The organism is Embleya sp. NBC_00888 (genome assembly GCF_045207655.1).
Lineage (GTDB): Bacteria > Actinomycetota > Actinomycetes > Streptomycetales > Streptomycetaceae > Embleya.
The window spans coordinates 4034003-4049930 of record NZ_CP108785.1; the positions used below are offsets into that span (position 1 = coordinate 4034003).

The 15928-nt window shown below is 72.2% G+C and carries 17 protein-coding genes; 12 read left to right on the forward strand and 5 right to left on the reverse strand.

The window, feature by feature from the left end; translation table 11 throughout:
• Nucleotides 1–60 precede the first annotated feature (60 nt).
• The 3 genes from OG948_RS51810 to OG948_RS51820 all read left to right on the forward strand — a co-directional run bounded on the left by OG948_RS51810 (nt 61) and on the right by OG948_RS51820 (nt 4995).
• Nucleotides 61–1587, forward strand: coding sequence for a serine/threonine-protein kinase (locus OG948_RS51810; protein WP_331772042.1), 1527 nt, complete (start codon nt 61–63; stop codon nt 1585–1587).
• Nucleotides 1588–1709: 122 nt separating this feature from the next.
• Nucleotides 1710–2672, forward strand: a complete 963-nt coding sequence (locus OG948_RS51815) for a carbohydrate kinase family protein (RefSeq protein ID WP_331772043.1) — start codon at nt 1710–1712, stop codon at nt 2670–2672.
• Between the two features lie 163 nt (nt 2673–2835).
• On the forward strand, nt 2836–4995 hold the full coding sequence (locus OG948_RS51820; protein ID WP_331772044.1) for a trehalose-6-phosphate synthase: 2160 nt from the start codon (nt 2836–2838) through the stop codon (nt 4993–4995).
• Nucleotides 4996–5083: 88 nt separating this feature from the next.
• Here OG948_RS51820 and OG948_RS51825 read toward each other — a convergent pair whose 3' ends face one another.
• Nucleotides 5084–5230 carry a hypothetical protein gene (locus tag OG948_RS51825; protein WP_331772045.1) on the reverse strand — a complete coding sequence of 49 codons (147 nt, stop codon included), beginning with the start codon at nt 5228–5230 and terminating at the stop codon, nt 5084–5086.
• A 15-nt stretch (nt 5231–5245) separates the two neighbouring features.
• Nucleotides 5246–6859, reverse strand: coding sequence for an MFS transporter (locus OG948_RS51830; RefSeq protein ID WP_406300717.1), 1614 nt, complete (start codon nt 6857–6859; stop codon nt 5246–5248).
• 159 nt (nt 6860–7018) lie between these two features.
• Here OG948_RS51830 and OG948_RS51835 point away from each other — a divergent pair, with 159 nt between their 5' ends.
• Nucleotides 7019–7996, forward strand: coding sequence for an Lrp/AsnC family transcriptional regulator (locus OG948_RS51835; protein ID WP_331773583.1), 978 nt, complete (start codon nt 7019–7021; stop codon nt 7994–7996).
• A 66-nt stretch (nt 7997–8062) separates the two neighbouring features.
• Here OG948_RS51835 and OG948_RS51840 read toward each other — a convergent pair whose 3' ends face one another.
• Both OG948_RS51840 and OG948_RS51845 read right to left on the reverse strand, forming a co-directional pair.
• Nucleotides 8063–8458: an Imm7 family immunity protein gene (locus tag OG948_RS51840; protein ID WP_331772046.1), complete on the reverse strand. Its 396-nt coding sequence runs from the start codon at nt 8456–8458 to the stop codon at nt 8063–8065.
• A 94-nt stretch (nt 8459–8552) separates the two neighbouring features.
• The gene (locus tag OG948_RS51845; RefSeq protein ID WP_331772047.1) at nt 8553–9251 is read right to left on the reverse strand and encodes a TetR/AcrR family transcriptional regulator; all 699 of its coding nucleotides are present in this window, start codon (nt 9249–9251) and stop codon (nt 8553–8555) included.
• A 142-nt stretch (nt 9252–9393) separates the two neighbouring features.
• Here OG948_RS51845 and OG948_RS51850 point away from each other — a divergent pair, with 142 nt between their 5' ends.
• The 8 genes from OG948_RS51850 (at nt 9394) to OG948_RS51885 (ending at nt 15211) form a co-directional block, all read left to right on the forward strand.
• Nucleotides 9394–10854, forward strand: a complete 1461-nt coding sequence (locus OG948_RS51850; RefSeq protein ID WP_331772048.1) for an MFS transporter — start codon at nt 9394–9396, stop codon at nt 10852–10854.
• Nucleotides 10855–10864: 10 nt separating this feature from the next.
• Nucleotides 10865–11236, forward strand: a complete 372-nt coding sequence (locus OG948_RS51855) for a DUF3703 domain-containing protein (RefSeq protein ID WP_331772049.1) — start codon at nt 10865–10867, stop codon at nt 11234–11236.
• A gap of 282 nt (nt 11237–11518) precedes the next feature.
• Nucleotides 11519–11701, forward strand: coding sequence for a hypothetical protein (locus OG948_RS51860; RefSeq protein WP_331772050.1), 183 nt, complete (start codon nt 11519–11521; stop codon nt 11699–11701).
• On the forward strand, nt 11698–12672 hold the full coding sequence (locus tag OG948_RS51865) for a sigma factor (protein ID WP_331772051.1): 975 nt from the start codon (nt 11698–11700) through the stop codon (nt 12670–12672). The genes OG948_RS51860 and OG948_RS51865 overlap by 4 nt, the downstream gene beginning before the upstream one ends.
• Nucleotides 12669–13319 (forward strand): hypothetical protein, encoded by a 651-nt coding sequence (locus tag OG948_RS51870; protein WP_331772052.1) that lies wholly within the window; start codon nt 12669–12671, stop codon nt 13317–13319. The genes OG948_RS51865 and OG948_RS51870 overlap by 4 nt, the downstream gene beginning before the upstream one ends.
• A 218-nt stretch (nt 13320–13537) precedes the next feature.
• On the forward strand, nt 13538–13918 hold the full coding sequence (locus OG948_RS51875; RefSeq protein ID WP_331772053.1) for an STAS domain-containing protein: 381 nt from the start codon (nt 13538–13540) through the stop codon (nt 13916–13918).
• Nucleotides 13919–14253: 335 nt separating this feature from the next.
• The gene (locus tag OG948_RS51880) at nt 14254–14736 is read left to right on the forward strand and encodes a hypothetical protein (protein ID WP_331772054.1); all 483 of its coding nucleotides are present in this window, start codon (nt 14254–14256) and stop codon (nt 14734–14736) included.
• A gap of 130 nt (nt 14737–14866) precedes the next feature.
• The gene (locus OG948_RS51885) at nt 14867–15211 is read left to right on the forward strand and encodes an SH3 domain-containing protein (RefSeq protein WP_331772055.1); all 345 of its coding nucleotides are present in this window, start codon (nt 14867–14869) and stop codon (nt 15209–15211) included.
• 257 nt (nt 15212–15468) lie between these two features.
• Here OG948_RS51885 and OG948_RS51890 read toward each other — a convergent pair whose 3' ends face one another.
• Nucleotides 15469–15795, reverse strand: coding sequence for a hypothetical protein (locus OG948_RS51890; RefSeq protein WP_331772056.1), 327 nt, complete (start codon nt 15793–15795; stop codon nt 15469–15471).
• Nucleotides 15796–15928 lie beyond the last annotated feature (133 nt).

The following is a 15928-nucleotide window of genomic DNA, read 5'->3' on the forward strand; positions in this document are numbered from 1 at the left end:
TCACAGGGCGTCGGTTCGCCGACGGAGGACGGAGATGTTCGCAACGGGGGAGGCAACGCTGTGCGGGACCAACTTCTCGGAGGCCGTTACCGATTGGTGCGGCAACTCGGCGAGGGCGGCATGGGGCAGGTCTGGGAGGCACAGGACGAGTCGCTGGACCGACGCGTCGCGGTCAAGGTGATCTCGATGCTCGCCGGTGGCGGAAGCCACGGCACGGAGGCACGCGCCCGGTTCCTGCGCGAGGCTCGGATCACCGCCCGACTGCAACACCCCAACATCGTGACCATCCACGATCTCGGTGAGACCGACACCGAGGGCGCCCGGGCCCCGTTTCTGGTGATGGAGCTGATCCGAGGCGAGGGCCTGGACGCCATGCTGCGCCGAGGCGGCGTCACCCTGCCGGAAGTCGCCCGATGGGGCGCGCAGATATGCGACGCGCTGGCGGACGCGCACGAAGCCGGGATCCTGCACCGGGACATCAAGCCCTCGAACATCCTCGTCACGCGTTCGGGCATCGTGAAGGTCCTCGATTTCGGTGTCGCGCGGGCAGCCGACCCCTACGCGACCGCGGATCGTCTCACCCGGACCGGCTTCATCGTGGGCACACCCGCGTACATGGCTCCCGAACAAGCGCGCGGTTTCCCCGAACCGCGCAGCGACCTGTACGCCCTCGGCTGCCTGATCTTCGAACTGATCACGGGCCGGCTGCCGTTCCGGGCGCCCGACACCGTGGGCCACCTCTCGGCTCACCTCACCGAGGAACCGCCCGCCCCCGGCTCGGTGGCCGCGGGTGTCCCGTCCGCCTGGGACGATCTCGTGCTGACGCTGCTGCGCAAGGACCCGGACGAGCGGTATCCGACTGCGGCCGACCTCTCCCGGGCCCTGCGACACCTCGACCACGCGCCCGAACCCGTGCCGACGACACACGAGTTCGCCCCGCCTGCCACGGCGCCGCGCACGGCTCCGCTGCCGCCTGCGGTTTCCACCGTAGGGGTGAGCAGGAAACCGCCGGCTGTATCGTCGCGGACCGCGACGCCGACCACGGTACCGACCGCGACGCCGACCGCGGTGTCGACGAACACCTGGACACGCCTCGGCAGTTCGCCCGACAGCGGGAACGACGCGACGCCGGAGCGGGTCACCGGTGGCGCCGCGGCCGCCGCGGTGGTGCTGGCCGTGTTGTGCCTTCCGGGGCTCCTGTTCATGATCTTCAAGTTCAACGAATTCCTGAGACCGGGCACCGGCGCGCCGAGTGGGGTGATCAGGGCGAACATGGTGGTGGCCATCGTGGAGGTGGTCGTACTGGCCGCGGGCGCGCTGTCGCTGTTCCGGCGCCACGCGGCCGGGCGCCGGATGATTGCGATCACCGGCGGCGTGGTGGCCGTGCAAGGTTTGAGTGGCAGCGCGCAATACCTGATGACGGGAGGGCGATTGACGATGGACGCACCCCCCGCGGTGCTCGTCTTCGTCGTCGCCCCGCTGACGGCCGTCGTGGGGGTCGCCGCCATGGCCGCGGCGCTACGCCCGTCCACCCGCGACTGGTGCCTTCCTCGAAGCCAGGGCGGGTCTTCGATTTCCCAGCGGTGAAGCGCCTCGTGTCGTCAGGATCGGGTTCGGCGGGACTCGGCGGCCGATGCCCGAAGGCCCAGGCCCGACGCCCGACGCCCGACGCCCGACGCTCGTGACGAGGGTGGGGCGATGATGCGGGGATGGGGATCTCCGAGGCTCGTTGCGATGTGCTGGTTGCCGGGGCGTACTTCGCCGATCTGATCTTTCGTGATCTGCCCCGGACGGTGGCCGTGGGGCGTGAGACGTTCGCCGGCGGGTTCGAGATGTTGCCCGGTGGCGCCTTCAATCCGGCGATGGCGCTGCACCGGCTGGGGGACGACGTGGTGTGGGCCACCGACTTCGGGAACGACGAGTTCAGTCGGCACGTCCTGGACGGGGCTCGGGCCGCGGGGTTGCCCGAGTCCGGATTCCGGCACCATCCGGGGCCCGTGCGCAGTGTCACGGTCGCGCTCTCGTACAGCGCGGACCGGGCCATGGTCAGCTTTCAGGATCCGGTGACGCCGCGCCCGGTGGACGAACTGGTGCGCGTGCACCGGCCGCGGATCCTCGTACTGCCCGAACTGCGGTACGGCCCGGGGGTCGTGGAGACGCTGCGTGCGGTGCGGGAGGCGGGCACGTCGATCTTCATGGACTGCCAGGACGTACCGGTCACGTTGGAGACGCCGACCGTGCGTGAAGTCCTGGCGTGTGTGGACGTCTTCGCGCCCAACGTCGACGAGGCGCTGCGCCTCACCGGTGCCGCCACGCCGGACGACGCGGCGACGTTGCTGGGCGAACTGGTGAGCACGGTCCTGATCAAGCGCGGAAAGCACGGTGCGTTCGCGCTGCGGGCCGGGAATCGGATCGCCGTTCCCGCCGTGCCGGTTCGCGTCGTGGACACCACGGGTTCCGGCGATTGCTTCAACGCCGGGTTCGTGCACGGTCTGCTCGCCGGCTGGGATCTGCCCCGATCTCTGGCGGCGGCAGTGGCCTGCGGATCGGCGGCGGCTACCGCTCCGGGATCGGGCGGGGCCCTGGACGCCGACGAACTGTCCGCGTGGCTCGCGCCGGCCGAGCCGGTGCCGCCGCTCCGAGCGACGCAACTCGGGTATCACCCCTGGTAGTTGCGGTACTCCCCACGGTTGCGCGCGCGTGTTAGCGTTTCGAGGTTGTCGATCGACCACTTCTCCGGCTCGTCGGGCGGAGCGTGTTTTGCACGTGGGTCGATCGACGTTCGTTTGTGTGTGGGGTGTTCGTGGCGTGCTCATCGGTCGGTCGGGGGGTGTGGTGAGAGTCCTGGTCACCGATCTGGACGGCACGTTGTTGGGCGGTACGGACGCCGAACGCCTGCGGCTGCACGGGATCCTGTCGCGTCATCCCGAGATCACGGTGGTCTTCGCAACCGGCCGCGGGCTGGCCTCGGTGCGCCAGGTGCTGGCCGACCCGCTCGTGCCCAGGCCACGGTGGGTCGTCGCCGACGTCGGAGCCAGCCTGGCCGATGGCAGGGACCTGAGTACCGTCGCGAATCTGCAGTCCCGGCTGCGCGCGGGATGGCCCGGTGCGGCCCGGGTGCGCGACGGGCTCTCCGGATTCTCCGCCCTGAGGTATCAGGACGGGGTGCCGCAGGAGGGACGGTGTTCCTTCGACCTGCCTCCCGGGGAGTTGACCGACGAACTCATCGCCACGGTGGCCGCGTTGGGGTGCTCGTGGGCGTACTCGGCCGATCGGTACTTCGACGTTCTGCCTCCGGGGGCGAACAAGGGCGCGGCGGTCGTGGCCCTGGCGCGCTCGTTGGATTGGGACCGGGCGGACATGCTGGTCGCGGGCGACTCGCTCAACGACCTGTCGATGTTCGGAATCGGCGCGCACGGTGTGGTGGTCGGTGGCGCCGAGCCCGCCCTGGAACGGGCGGTGGCCGGCGACGAGACGGTGTACCGCACCGAACAGCACGGCGCGGCGGGGATCGTGGCAGCGTTGCGGAATCTGGGTTGGGTGGAGCCGGAGCACGCGTTGGTCGTGGGCTATCACCGGCCGCCCCGGGTATGGACCCCCACCGGGTGGCGCGCTCCGGTCAGCCCGAACGGGATCCTGCCGACGTTGTGTTCGGTTCTCGGCGCGGAACATGGGGACGGCTCCGAGGTGTTCCCGGCGCTGTGGGTTGCGGGGGCGGTGGGGGAGGCGGACCTGGCCGGAGCCGGAGCGGGCGTTGACGTGGCTGCGGGTCCGGGCCCGGCTTTCGGCCCGGGGGCCGGGGAGGACGATCGCGGCCTCGCGTTGTCCTTGCAGCGATTCGAACCTGCGGCGTGGTCTGCCTACTTCCACCGGGCCTGCAAGGAAACGTTGTGGCCGGCGCTGATGTCGCAGCCGGAACGCGTGCGCTTCGACAGCGCCGACTGGGTCGAGTACCGAACCGTCAACCGCCGCTTCGCCGAGCACATCGCGGACCGGGCGGCCGAGCGGGCGACCGTCTGGCTGCACGACTACAACCTGTGGCTCGTACCGGGGCTGCTGCGCGCGTCGCGGCCCGACTTGCGGGTGGGCCTCTTCCATCACACGCCGTTCCCGCCGGCCCGGGTCTTCGACTCGCTGCCGGTGGCGGCCGAGGTGCGAACTTCGCTGACGACGCTGGACTGGGCCGGTTTCCAGACCGAGGGATTCGCCGCCAACTTCCGGGCCACACTGGGCGATGCCGGTAGGGTGCCGCGGGTGGGCGTGCATCCGCTGGGCGTCGACCGAGCGGCGATCGACGCGATGGTGCGGTCGCGCGGGCCGCACGCTCCGTCCACCGTGGGCCACTTGGTGCTTTCCGTCGAGCGCTTGGACTACGTCAAGGCCCCCGAGCGCAAGGTCGCCGCCGTCGCCGCCCTTCTGGCCTCCGACCCGGATCTGCACGGCAGCTTCCGGTTCCGACTGGTCTGTCCGCCGCCCGAACCCGGCATCACCGCCTACGATTCGACCCGCGTCGCCCTCGAACGACGTATCGCCGACGTGAACGCCCGGTTCGGCACCGCGACCTGGCAACCGGTCGAATACCTCCCGTACAACCTCTCGTTCGTCGAGGTCCTGGACCACTACCTCGCCGCGGACGTGTTCTGGGTGACGTCGCTCCAGGACGGGATGAACCTCACCGCGAAGGAGTACGTGGCGGCCCAATCGGCTGCGGGCGGCAACGGCGTGCTGGTGCTGTCCCGCTACGCCGGAGCAGCCGAGGAACTCGCCCACGGCGCCCTCCTCACCGACCCCCGCTCGCCGGCCGACCTCGTATGGGCCCTCCGACGGGCACTGCGAATGCCCCACCGCGAACGCCGTACCCGCATGATCCACCTGTCGACCGCCCTCGGCCACGACCACCCTCGAGACTGGGCGGCCGGGATCATCGCCGCCATAGCGGACGGCGCCGACCCGGGTTCGGGACCTGTCACGGCCGCGGCCGCAAGCATCGTTTGACGTGGGAGGCGGTGCGCGGGCCCTGCGGGTGGCCGTCGGTCATCGGTCCGTCGCACCGAGGCGGGCTTCGTTCGTTTCGCGTGGGTTGTCAGGTGGCCTGGTCGCTCACCGGGTGCCGGACGACCCGGCTCATGTCGGCATCGCCACCCGGTCCGGTCACATACCCGTCCGGCGAGATGCCGAGGTTCGCCACCACGGCCCGCGCACCCGTGTGCCTCGTGGCCGTCTCGGTCATCGTCGTTCCTCTCGATCATGGCTTCGCTCCGCGTTGTTCCGTCGTGGACGCCGAGTCGATCCGCGGCATCTGCGCGGCCGACGGGGGTCCGTCGGGCCCCGAATGCCGCGCAGGTCGGTGAGCCTCGGCGGCGATCGGGGCCGGCTGGGCGTGGGGGCGGGCGGTCATCGTTCGGGCGGCGAGGGCGGTTGCGGCGAGTAGGACGCCGGCGGCGAGGAGGGCGTGCTGGGCGTTGAGGGTTGCGGTGTGGCCGGAGTGGGTGCCGGTGAGGTAGATGCCGCCGATGACGGCGACGCCGAGTGTGCCGCCGAGTTGTTGGACGGCGTTGAGGAGTCCCGCCGCCGAGCCGGTTTCCTGCGGGGAGACGTGGCGTAGTGCGGCGGTGAAGAAGGGTGGGGTGAACAGGCCCACGCCGAGGCCGGCCAGGACCAGGGCGAACGGTAGGCCGACCGGGTAGTGGCCGGCGGGTGCGGCGCGGTAGGCCAGGGCCGCGGCGGCGAGGCCGGCGGCGAGGGCGGCGATCCCGGCGTGCAGGACGCGGGTGCCGTGGCGAGAGACGAGATGGGTGCCGGCGGCCCAGGAGGCGGCGGCCAGGCCGGCGGACCACGGCAGCAGGGTGAGGCCCGCGGTGAGTGGGCCGGTGCCCAGGCCCAGTTCCAGGTGCAGCACCACGGTGATCATGACGCCGTTCATGACGGCGAAGAAGAGGGTCGAGGTGGCCAGCGCGCCAGGGAAGGCGCGGCCGCGCAGCAGCGACGGCTCGACCAGTGGGGTACGGCCCGCGGCGGCCGCGCGGCGCTGGTGGACGGTGAACGCGATCAGGACGAGCGCGCCGAACGCGGCGACGGCCCATGCGCGGGCACCGGGCGCGCCGGTGCCGGCGGCGAGCGGGCACACCAGCAGCGCGGTGCCCACCATGGCCAGGGCGGTGCCGGTCGGGTCGAGGCGGGGGCGTACGGGGGCGCGGTCCTCCCGCAGGTGCGGTGCGATCGCCAGGACGGCGACCGACAGTGGCAGGTTGACCAGGAACACCGCGCGCCACGAGGTGCCGAACAGGTCGACGTGGGTGAGTACGCCGCCCAGCACCGGGCCGAGCACCGCGGACAGCCCCATGACCGGGCCGATGGCGCCCAACGCCTTGGGGAGTTCGTCGCCGTCGAACATGGCGCGAATCAGTCCGAACGTCTGCGGAATGATCAGGGCGGCGGCGGCGCCCTGTGCCGCGCGCAGGCCGATGAGGGCGGCGGCGGTGGGAGCCAGTGCACAGGCCGCCGAGGTGAGGGCGAACGCGGTGACGCCGATCCGGAAGATCCGGCGGCGACCGGCGATGTCGCCGACGCGGGCGGCGGTGAGCAGGCCGAGGGCGAAGGCGAGGGTGTAGGCCGCGCTGTACCAGGGGATCGTGGCGGCGGGTCCGCCGAGGTCGGCGTGGATGACGGGGCCGGCGACCTGGACGATGGTCGCGTCGAGCAGGTTCATGGCCTCGGCGGTCAGCAGGGCGATCAGGGCGATCCACCGGCGGGGGTACGCGGTGCGGGTCGGCGCGCCGGGCGCGGCCGGGGTCTTCCGGGCAGTGCGGTCGACGGTGTGGTCGGTTGCGCCGGCGGGCGCGGGGGAGTGCTCGGTCATCGGGGCCCCGTGGGTGGTGTGGTGGGTGGAACCGCGGTTGCCGGGCGGTCGTTCCGGCGTCCCGCTCGATCGCCACCCTGACGCCGTTCCCGCATGTGGTTCCATTGACGGTCGACGGATCGACGATTTCATCCATCGAAGGCGGCTATCTTGATGGATATGCTCGAACCGGACGCCCTCGACCGCGGCTTGATTCATGCCCTCCACGTGGACGCACGCGCGCCGTTCACCCTCATCGCCGACGTCCTGGGCTCCTCGACCCAGACCGTGGTACGCCGCTACCGCCGCATGTACGCGGAGGCCGGCCTGCGTGTGGTCGCCCTCCCGAACCCGCGCAACACCCGTGCACACCAGTGGTTCGTGCGCCTGACCGCCGCCACCCGCACCGCCCACGACATCGCCCTCGCGCTGGCTCGCCGCCCCGACACGTCGTGGGTCCGGCTGACCTCCGGCGGCACCGAGATCGTCGCGATCATCCACACCGCGCCCAGTGGCCCGGACGCCCACTCGCTCCTGCTGCGCGACATCCCGCGCACCGCCGGCATCACCGCGGTCTCCGCGCACTACCTGCTGCACACCTACCTGGGCGGGCCCACCCCGTGGCGCGGCCGGCTGGGCACGCTCACCCCCGAGCAGGAGGCTCGGCTGCGCGCCCACGACGTCCCGGCGGGCGTCGAGGAGGGGGAGCCGTACACGTTCACCGACGCCGACCTGCGCCTGCTGGCGGTGCTGCGCGAGGACGCCCGCGTCGGCTATGCGGACCTGGCCGCGGCGACCGGCTCCACGCCCGCCACGGTCACCCGCCGCCTGACCGAACTGCGCACGCGAGGCGCGCTGTTCTTCGATGTCGACGTCGAACCGGCCTTCCTGGGCGCCACGGTGTCCGCGCTGTTGTGGATGCAGGTCGCCCCCAGTCGCCTCGACGAGGTCGCCACCGCGCTGGCCGCCCACGACGAACTCGCCGTCGTCGCCGCCACCACCGGCCCCACCAACCTGGTCGCCCATGCCCTGTGCGGCGATGCGGAGGCCCTGCACCACTACCTGACCCGGCGAGTCGCCCTGGACGCCATCACCCGCATCGAGACCGCGCCGGTTCTGCGCACCTACAAGGCCGCCACCACCCTGCGCTCCGGCTGACCGGCCGCGGGCGCGGGCAGGGGCCGCGCCGAGGCACCGCTCCGGGCGGTCGGTGAATCCGTCGGGTCACCCCTCGTACGGATCCTCGAGGGTCGGGACGCACGGTGACAGCAGCGGCTCGGTGTGCTCGGTCACGTTTCCGCGAGTGAGCCTCAGGACGCGGAAGTCGTTGTCGTGAGCGGGGTCTTCGTCGTCGCGGATGTGCAGGAGGCCGTAGGAGCCGGGAGCGATCGCGCCGACGTGGCCGAAGAGTTCGAGGATCTCGGGTGCGGTCCGATGGTTGGGGAAGCCCGCCATGTGGATGAACGGTTGGCCGTTCATCCAGCGGAGGTCGAGGAGGTAGGGGTCGGCGATCTCCCGGACGCGCTGCCGGAGACTCTCGACGATCTCGGCCAACCGGCTGTCGTCCTCGTCGACCGCGGCGCTTTCGACGATCGTGATCCAGCCGTGGTATTCGAACACGGGGCGAGCCTAGCGGCGGGTTGCCGACGGCAGGGCGAGTCGCGGTCCGCGCGAGGGGCGTACGGTCCGTCCCGCCCGGGTTCGACGCCCGTGCTCAGTCGGTGCCGGGGGAGTCGGTCGGCGTGGTCTGGGCGAGGAGTCCGTCGACGAGGGCGCGCAGGCCCCGGGGGTAGCTGTCGCGGGCGGCTTCCTCGGCCCACAGGTGGGCGACGGCGGCGAGGTGGGGCACCCGGGTGGCGTCGAAGATTTCGCGGTAGGCGGGGTGCTCGTTGTTGTCCCGGGCGCGGGCGCTGTGGGCGCGGACGAGGACCTCCCCGACGGTGTAGTACCAGATGTCGCGGAAGACGCCGACGGTCTGTGCGGGTGCGCAGCCGTGGTCGCGGGCACCGCCGACGATGGCGTCGACCATCCACAGCGCGGATTCGTCGAGGAGGCCGACGAAGCCGTCGGCCGAGAGGATCTCCGCGGCCCAGGGCCAGGAGGCGAGGGCGTCGTGCATCGCGGTGGCGGCCGTGAGGATGCGCTCGCGCGGGTCGTCGGGGAGCGGGGGGCGTTCGATCTCGTCGACGTAGCTGTTGAGCAGCAGGACGAGCAGGTCGTCCTTGCCGCGGATGTGGTGGTACATGGTCGTCGCCCCGATGCCGGTCTCGGCGGCGAGCCGGCGCACGGTCAGTTTCTCCCAGCCGTCCCGGTCGATGAGCCGGCGGGCCGCCGTCAGGATCTGCGCGCGGGAGGTCACGGGCGGGCGGCCGGTGCGGCCGTGCGGTACGGGCGATGGGGGCGGTGAGGGCATCGTCCCATCATGCCGCTCCGCCCTCTTGCGCCGCGAAACCGGTGCGGGGTCGGCCGTTCGCGGGTCGACAGCGGCCTGCCTCGATGTTACTTTCGGAACATGTTCGAAAAGATAACCGGCAGCACGGAGGACGGAGTTCGCGATGACGCATAGGACGAATGTTTCGAGTGCCCGGCCGGGGCTCACGCTCGCCGTGGTGGCCGTCGTGCAGTTCATGGTGTCGCTGGACCTGTCCGTCGTGAACGTCGGACTTCCGGAGATCGCCGCCGGTCTCGGCTTCGGTGCGGTGGGCCTGACCTGGGTGATCCACGCCTACGCCCTCACCTTCGGCGGGCTGCTCCTGCTGGGTGGCAAGGCCGCCGACCGGTACGGCCGCAAACGGGTGCTGCTGCTCGGGCTGGGCCTGTTCGGCCTGGCCTCGCTTCTCGGTGGCTTCGCCCGGGAGCCCGGCCAACTCGTCGCCGCCCGAGCCGCACAGGGCATCGGGGCCGCCGCGCTGGCCCCGGCCGCGTTGGCGCTGCTGACGGCGACGTTTCCCACCGGCAAGGCCCGCGTCCGGGCGTTCGGGATATGGAGCGCGACGAACGCCGCGGGGGGTGCCTTCGGCGTCCTGATCGGCGGCCTGCTCACCGAGTACGCCGGCTGGCGCTGGGTGATGTTCGTGAACGTGCCGATGGCGGCCTGTGCGCTGGCCCTGGCGTGGCGTGGCATCGCCGAGAGTGCGCCGACCTCGCGCGGCGGGCGTCCCGACGTACTCGGCGCGGTCCTGGCCGCTGCGGGCATGACCCTGTTGGTGTTCGGCGTCGTGCGCACCGATCGGTACGCGTGGACCTCGTCGGTCACCCTGACCACCCTGGCGGTCGCCGTCGCGTTGCTGGCGGCGTTCATCCGGGTCGAGCGGACCACCACGCGCGAACCCCTGATCCGGCTCGGCCTGTTGGCCAATCGCGCGGTGGCCGGTGCGAACGCCTACAACCTCCTGGTGGGCGCGGCCATGGCCTCGGCCTTCTACTTCGCGTCCCTCTACCTGCAACGAGTGCTCGGGACGGGCGCGGCGCTGACCGGGACCATGTTCCTGCCGCTCGCCTTCGGCGTGATCGCCGGTTCCGTGATCGCCGTGAAACTCGGCTACCGCTTCGCTCCGCGTCTCCTGCTGGTGGCCGGCGGACTCCTGACCGCGACCGGACTCGCATGGTTCGGCCTGATCGGCCCCGACGGCAGCTTCGCCGGCGACGTCCTGGGACCCTCGATCGTCGCCGGTCTCGGTTTCGGGTTGTGCCTCGGGCCGGTGGTCTCCATCGCCACCGCCGGTGTCGCGCCGCACGAGGCCGGCACCGCGTCGGGCCTGCTCGCCAGTTCACGCCAGATCGGTGCTTCGCTCGGACTCGCCGCCCTGGGCACCGCCGCGCACGACCGCACCGGTGACACCGGTACGCGCGAGGCCCTCAACGACGGATACGCGCTCGGGCTGACCCTCGGCGCCGCGCTCGTGGTCGTCGCCGCCGTCATCGCCCTCACCGTCCTGCGTCGGACCAGCCCGCCGGCACGCGTCGAACAGGTCGACCGGACCGACGACCGCGATCCCATCCCGGCGCGGGACTGATCGGATCGACATGCCGAAGCTGCCTGATGGCGTACGCGCCGCGCCGGACGCGGAGTCGGCCGCCGCCCGCGCCGCCGGGCCGGGAACGCGGAGGTGCGCGGATCCGGAGCGGGCGCACGTCCTGTCCCGGCCGTGGGCGTGGCCACACGTGCGTGTGCACGGAGCGATGCTCGCCCGCGCGGTGCGTACCCGCGACCCGCGCGAGGCGGCCGGGCAACCCGTCCGGCTCGCGGTCACCGCCCCCGGGTCGACCACCGGGCGCCACCCGGTCGGGAACACCGGCCGGGCGAACGTGTCCACGACCGCGCCGATGCCGACCCCTCCGGACCTCGCCGACCTGCTCGCCGCCGCCGTCGGTCCGGCGCGCCCCCGCCCGCGATGAGCCCGCCCGTGCCGCCGACCGGCAACGGCCGTGCGTCCAAAGGCATCCGTCAACTCGCGTGCGCCGCCGCGTGGCCATAGCCGTCGGTGTTTTCCCTGGTGGTGCGAGAACGTGTGGTCGTTCGGGCGTGGTGGGTGAGATTTTGCGGTTTCGGCTTGGACGCGGGGTGCCCGGTGGGCGAGTTATGGGGTGAGAGGCCCTCGGGCCTCGTGGACGCCGCCGGGGACAAGCCCTTCGTAACCGGCAGGGTCCGCGCCGGACTTCACGGAAGGATGCGCTGCCTTGAACGAAATTCTCGGCCCCGAGGCCAGACAACTGTGGCTGGTCATAGGCGTGCTGGTCGTCGTCGTGCGCGCGCCGCTCGGTGCCCTGATGCGCGGCACGGCGTTCCCCGAGCCGAACCACCGCTGCGGCTCCGGGCATCGCCGGACGCGCCCCGCGCGCGGCAAGGGCGGCGGACGATGACCGAACCGCTGCGCCCCGACCAGGCCCGAGTCGTGGAAATGGACCCGGTGGACCTGGTGGACCTCCTGCGCGTCGACTTCGTGGCCTTCTGCCACAGCCACCACCCGACCCTGACCCGCTTCGCGTACGACCACCTCGGATCGCGCCCCGAGGCCGAGGACATCGTCGCCGACGTCCTCCTGGCCCTGTACCGGCGCTGGGACGACGTACTGCGCGAGCCCGCCCCGCCGGTCAAGCGCGCGTTCCGCATGCTGACCGACGCCCTCGAGGACCGTCGCCTGCGCCGCGACCTCGTCCGCGACTCGCTCGACCGGGACTCGCCCGACCGCGACTCGCCCGACCGCGACTCGCTCGACCGGGACTCGCTCGGTCGATGGCGTCCCGCCCCGGGCGGTCCGGTCCTCGACGCGCCCAGGGACTTCGTACGGTTTTGTCGCGAGCACCAACAGACGCTGACCGACCATGCCTGGAAACAACTGGGCTGTCCGCACGACGCCGACGAGGCGGTCGCCGACGTCCTGCTCGCCCTGTCCCGGCGCTGGCCCGAGATCGTCCGCCATCCCGGGCCGCCGCTCGCGCTCGCCTACGAGATCCTGCGCCGGCGCGTCGTCGACATCCGCCGCCGTCGTGGGCGCAGCCTCGAGATACCGATCGACTTCACCGCTCCCGGCGCTCCCGACGTCGCGTCCACGACCACCGCGGACCCGGCCGCCCTCGTTCCGCACCTGGACACCCTCGATCGCACCATCGCCGCCATGCCCGCCAAACGCGCCACCTGCGCCCGCCTGCACCTGGTGATGCAACTGCCCCTCCAGGACGTCGCCGACTACCTGGGAGTGACCATCTCCACCGTCCGCAGCCACGTCCACGCGGCCCGCAAACAACTCGCCAACGCCCTCGACCGAACCCGGCACGTCCCACCGGCCCCCACCCCATCGACCCCCACGCACCCCCGGGAACCCAACGCATGAACGACCTGACCCCGCTCGACCGCGCCCTCCAACAGCGCCGTCGCGACATGGACACGGCCTTCGCCGACTACGACCCCGCCGCCGCCACCCGCCGCCTGGCCGACCGCATCGTCCAGGAGGAACTCGTGGCCGCACTGGTCCGGCCCGCCGGCATCGGACGCCCGCGCGGCGCGGGTTTCACGGACGCCCACGCCGCGCAGAACGCCGCCGCGGCGGAACTCGAACAGTTCTGCCAGGCGATCGTCGCCCGACCGACCACCGGCCCCCTCCTCGGGGATTTCGTGCAAAGGCGCATTCCCGCGGGGGCGCTGGTGTTCGGATGTCTGCTGTACCTCACCGGCCGGCCCGCACCCGCCGCGTTCTGGTGGAGGTACGCCGCCGGCGCCGACACCGTCGAGGCGATGCGCCTGCTCACCCTGCACCATCGGGTCGAGGGCGAACCCGAGGACGCCCACCACTGGGCCGGCCGCCTGCACGCGGCCACGCCCGCCCCGGTGCCGGCCGAGATCGAGGGCGCGGGCGATCCGCAGGCGTACGTCGCGCGTGTGGAACCGGGCATCGAGGAGGTCGATGATCCCGATCTCGGCGAGATCTGCCGACCCAACGACCGCTTCCCCTGTCTGCTCGCCGCCGCCGGACACGTCTAGCAGGTTCGGGGGATCTCGACGCGGTGCGGGCGCCGCGCGGTCGCGGTGCCGGACGATGCGGCCGTACCGGGGTCCCCCGGACGGGAGTCGGTCGGCATCTCACCCCGCCGACGTGGTGGGCGGTACCCGGAATCGCGCCGGGTTCCGCCCGCCACGTCCCGCACGTTCCGCACGTCCCTCCCGCATGCCCACCCGCCGCCAGGAAGGTCGATTCCGCCATGGCCCGCACGCACCGAGCCCTCGCCCGCCCGCGCCTGTCGACGCGATCGCACGGACGCCACCTCGTACTCACCCCACGCGGTGAACTCGACGTGGCCACCGTCCTCCCGCTCACCCGCGCGCTGGACGCCCTGACCGGAATCGACCGGCCCCACGTGATCGTCGACCTGGGCGAGGTGACCTTCCTCGGAGCCCGCGCCATTTCCGTGCTGGCCCGAGGCCGCGAGCGCGCCCACGCGCGCAACGGCGACCTGCGCCTGTTCCGGGTCGACCCGTTCGTCCGGCACGTCCTGCAACTTCCGGGCCTGCGGGCGGACTTCGACATCATCGACACTCTCCCCGCGGTTCCGGGCGAGTCCGCACGCCAGGGCGATCCGTGAGCACCCGGGCCGGCACCGCACGCACGGCGCCGGCCCACCCTGCGCGGTGTCCGCGGTGTCCGGGAAAACGACGAGGCCGGGGTACCCGACGACACCCCGGCCGGCGCGGCGTCGAATTGCCGTGCGGCGACGTCGCCTTGCCCGGCGGGTTCGGCGGGTCCGGAGGGGACCGGAGGCGGCGGACATGTCGGACGATCAGGGCTTCGAGAGTGTGGGCCATCCGGCATGGTCCAAGACCGCGCCGAGCCGACGCGCTCGGGTTTCCGGGCGCCGGCAGGCCGCGGCCGGGCTCGGCGTAGACTCCCCGGCCGAGTCGGAATGCCTTGGAGGCGCTTGTGATATCCCGCCCGTTGGCGGTGTTCGACCTGGACGGCACCGTGGCCGATACTCGTCACCGGTTGCACCTCGTCGAGTCGCGTCCGCGTGACTGGGCGGCGTTCTTCGCGGCCGCGGCGCACGACGCGCCGCTCGCGGAGGGTGTCGCGCTGGCGAGGGACAGCGCCGAGACACACGAGGTGGTGTACGTCACCGGCCGCCCGGAGCGCTGCCGCCGTGACACCGTGGCCTGGCTGGACCGGCACGGCCTGCCCTCCGGCCGGCTGCTGATGCGCGCCGACCGGGACCGCCGTGCGGCCCGTGTCGCCAAACCCGAATTGTTGCGCAAACTGGCACGGGGCCGGACCGTTGCCATGGTCGTCGACGACGATGCCCAGGTCTGCGACGCCTACGAGGCCGCGGGATTCCACGTGGTCCGGGCCGACTGGATGCCCACCTCGGCGATCCTGCGGCAGGCCCAGAACGACGCGGGCCGTACCTGATCCTGTCCCACGAACTCCCCACCGCAGCAAGGCTTTGGCGCCGCCGTCGCGCGAATGGGATATCCGTCCGAGGCGGGCAACGGGAAGGATGGGCCCGACCCGTTCCTCCCTTCGACCAAAGGAATCACCAGTGAGCAAGCTGGGCCGGAGCGCCGCCGCGGTAGTGGCGTCGGTGTCGCTCTTCGCGGGTGTGGGCGTCGCGCTCGCACCGTCCGCATCCGCCGCGAGCCACCCGGCGTGCTACCGGGATCTCAGCGATCACACCGCCAAGATCACGGGCAACAACGTCAGCCTGCGCAAGGCCAAGGGCACCTGGAACCCGATTCTGCGGGTCCTGCAGAAGGGCGCGAAGGTCACCGTCTACTGCCAGGGCGTGGTGTACCGGGACGGCGACGCCGAGGCCAGTGAGTGGTACTACGTCAAGCACCAGGCGTCGGGCATCAAGGGTTGGGTTTCTATCAAGTACGTCCGCTGACCGACTGTCCCGAACGCGGCCGAGTGCGGCCGGCCACCCGGTCCCGGCACCCGGGACCGGGCCGCCGAAGCTCGGTCGGCGCTCTCGCGCTCGGTCGAGACGGGGGAGCGACCTCGTCCGAGCGCGGGAGGCGGTCGGCCGCACCCCACCGGCACCGAGCGTGAGAGGTAGTCGGCCGGCCCCACCGGCACGCGGCACTTCGGGCTCTCCGTGGTGGGCGCGACCCGGCCCTCGCCCAAGCCCCGTGCGGGCCCGGGTCATCGACTCCCGGCCGCCGCCCCCTTGCCCCCGTCCGACCAGAGCTCGTACTGGACCAGGAGCAGCCAGGCGCTGAACCACGGTTCCCGCGGCAAGCCGGCCGGGGTGCCCGAACCGCCTTCCAGATGGCTCCGGTACGCGTGTGCGTACGTGTCCAGGACGAGATCCACCGCCGTGTCCCGATCGCCGGCCAGCCGTACGGCGGCCAGGTACACCCGCTCCACGCTCCGCAGCGCCGCGTCCGTGAACTCGTCGGGTTCGTACGGGTCGTCGCCGGAGGGCTTGGGCGGTTGAGGGAGTGCGGATTCGACGGTTTCCAGGCTCATGACGACTGCTCCCGAGGTGGTGTGCCAACACCTCAACCCTCACGTCCACGACGTCGCCGATCAACGCCCGATGCCCGCCTCATCGTTTACCCCCACTCAACGACGCCCGCCTCCCGAACCCCCCCGCCATCCG

Bases quoted from the DNA above. Each gene is read 5' to 3' on its own strand.
- OG948_RS51870 (WP_331772052.1), top strand. From the start codon at position 12,669: ATGAACGACCTGACCCCGCTCGACCGCGCCCTCCAACAGCGCCGTCGC.
- OG948_RS51815 (WP_331772043.1), top strand. From the start codon at position 1,710: ATGGGGATCTCCGAGGCTCGTTGCGATGTGCTGGTTGCCGGGGCGTAC.
- OG948_RS51875 (WP_331772053.1), top strand. From the start codon at position 13,538: ATGGCCCGCACGCACCGAGCCCTCGCCCGCCCGCGCCTGTCGACGCGA.
- OG948_RS51825 (WP_331772045.1), bottom strand. From the start codon at position 5,230: ATGACCGAGACGGCCACGAGGCACACGGGTGCGCGGGCCGTGGTGGCG.
- OG948_RS51855 (WP_331772049.1), top strand. From the start codon at position 10,865: ATGCCGAAGCTGCCTGATGGCGTACGCGCCGCGCCGGACGCGGAGTCG.
- OG948_RS51890 (WP_331772056.1), bottom strand. From the start codon at position 15,795: ATGAGCCTGGAAACCGTCGAATCCGCACTCCCTCAACCGCCCAAGCCC.
- OG948_RS51845 (WP_331772047.1), bottom strand. From the start codon at position 9,251: ATGCCCTCACCGCCCCCATCGCCCGTACCGCACGGCCGCACCGGCCGC.
- OG948_RS51850 (WP_331772048.1), top strand. From the start codon at position 9,394: ATGACGCATAGGACGAATGTTTCGAGTGCCCGGCCGGGGCTCACGCTC.
- OG948_RS51835 (WP_331773583.1), top strand. From the start codon at position 7,019: ATGCTCGAACCGGACGCCCTCGACCGCGGCTTGATTCATGCCCTCCAC.
- OG948_RS51865 (WP_331772051.1), top strand. From the start codon at position 11,698: ATGACCGAACCGCTGCGCCCCGACCAGGCCCGAGTCGTGGAAATGGAC.
- OG948_RS51830 (WP_406300717.1), bottom strand. From the start codon at position 6,859: ATGACCGAGCACTCCCCCGCGCCCGCCGGCGCAACCGACCACACCGTC.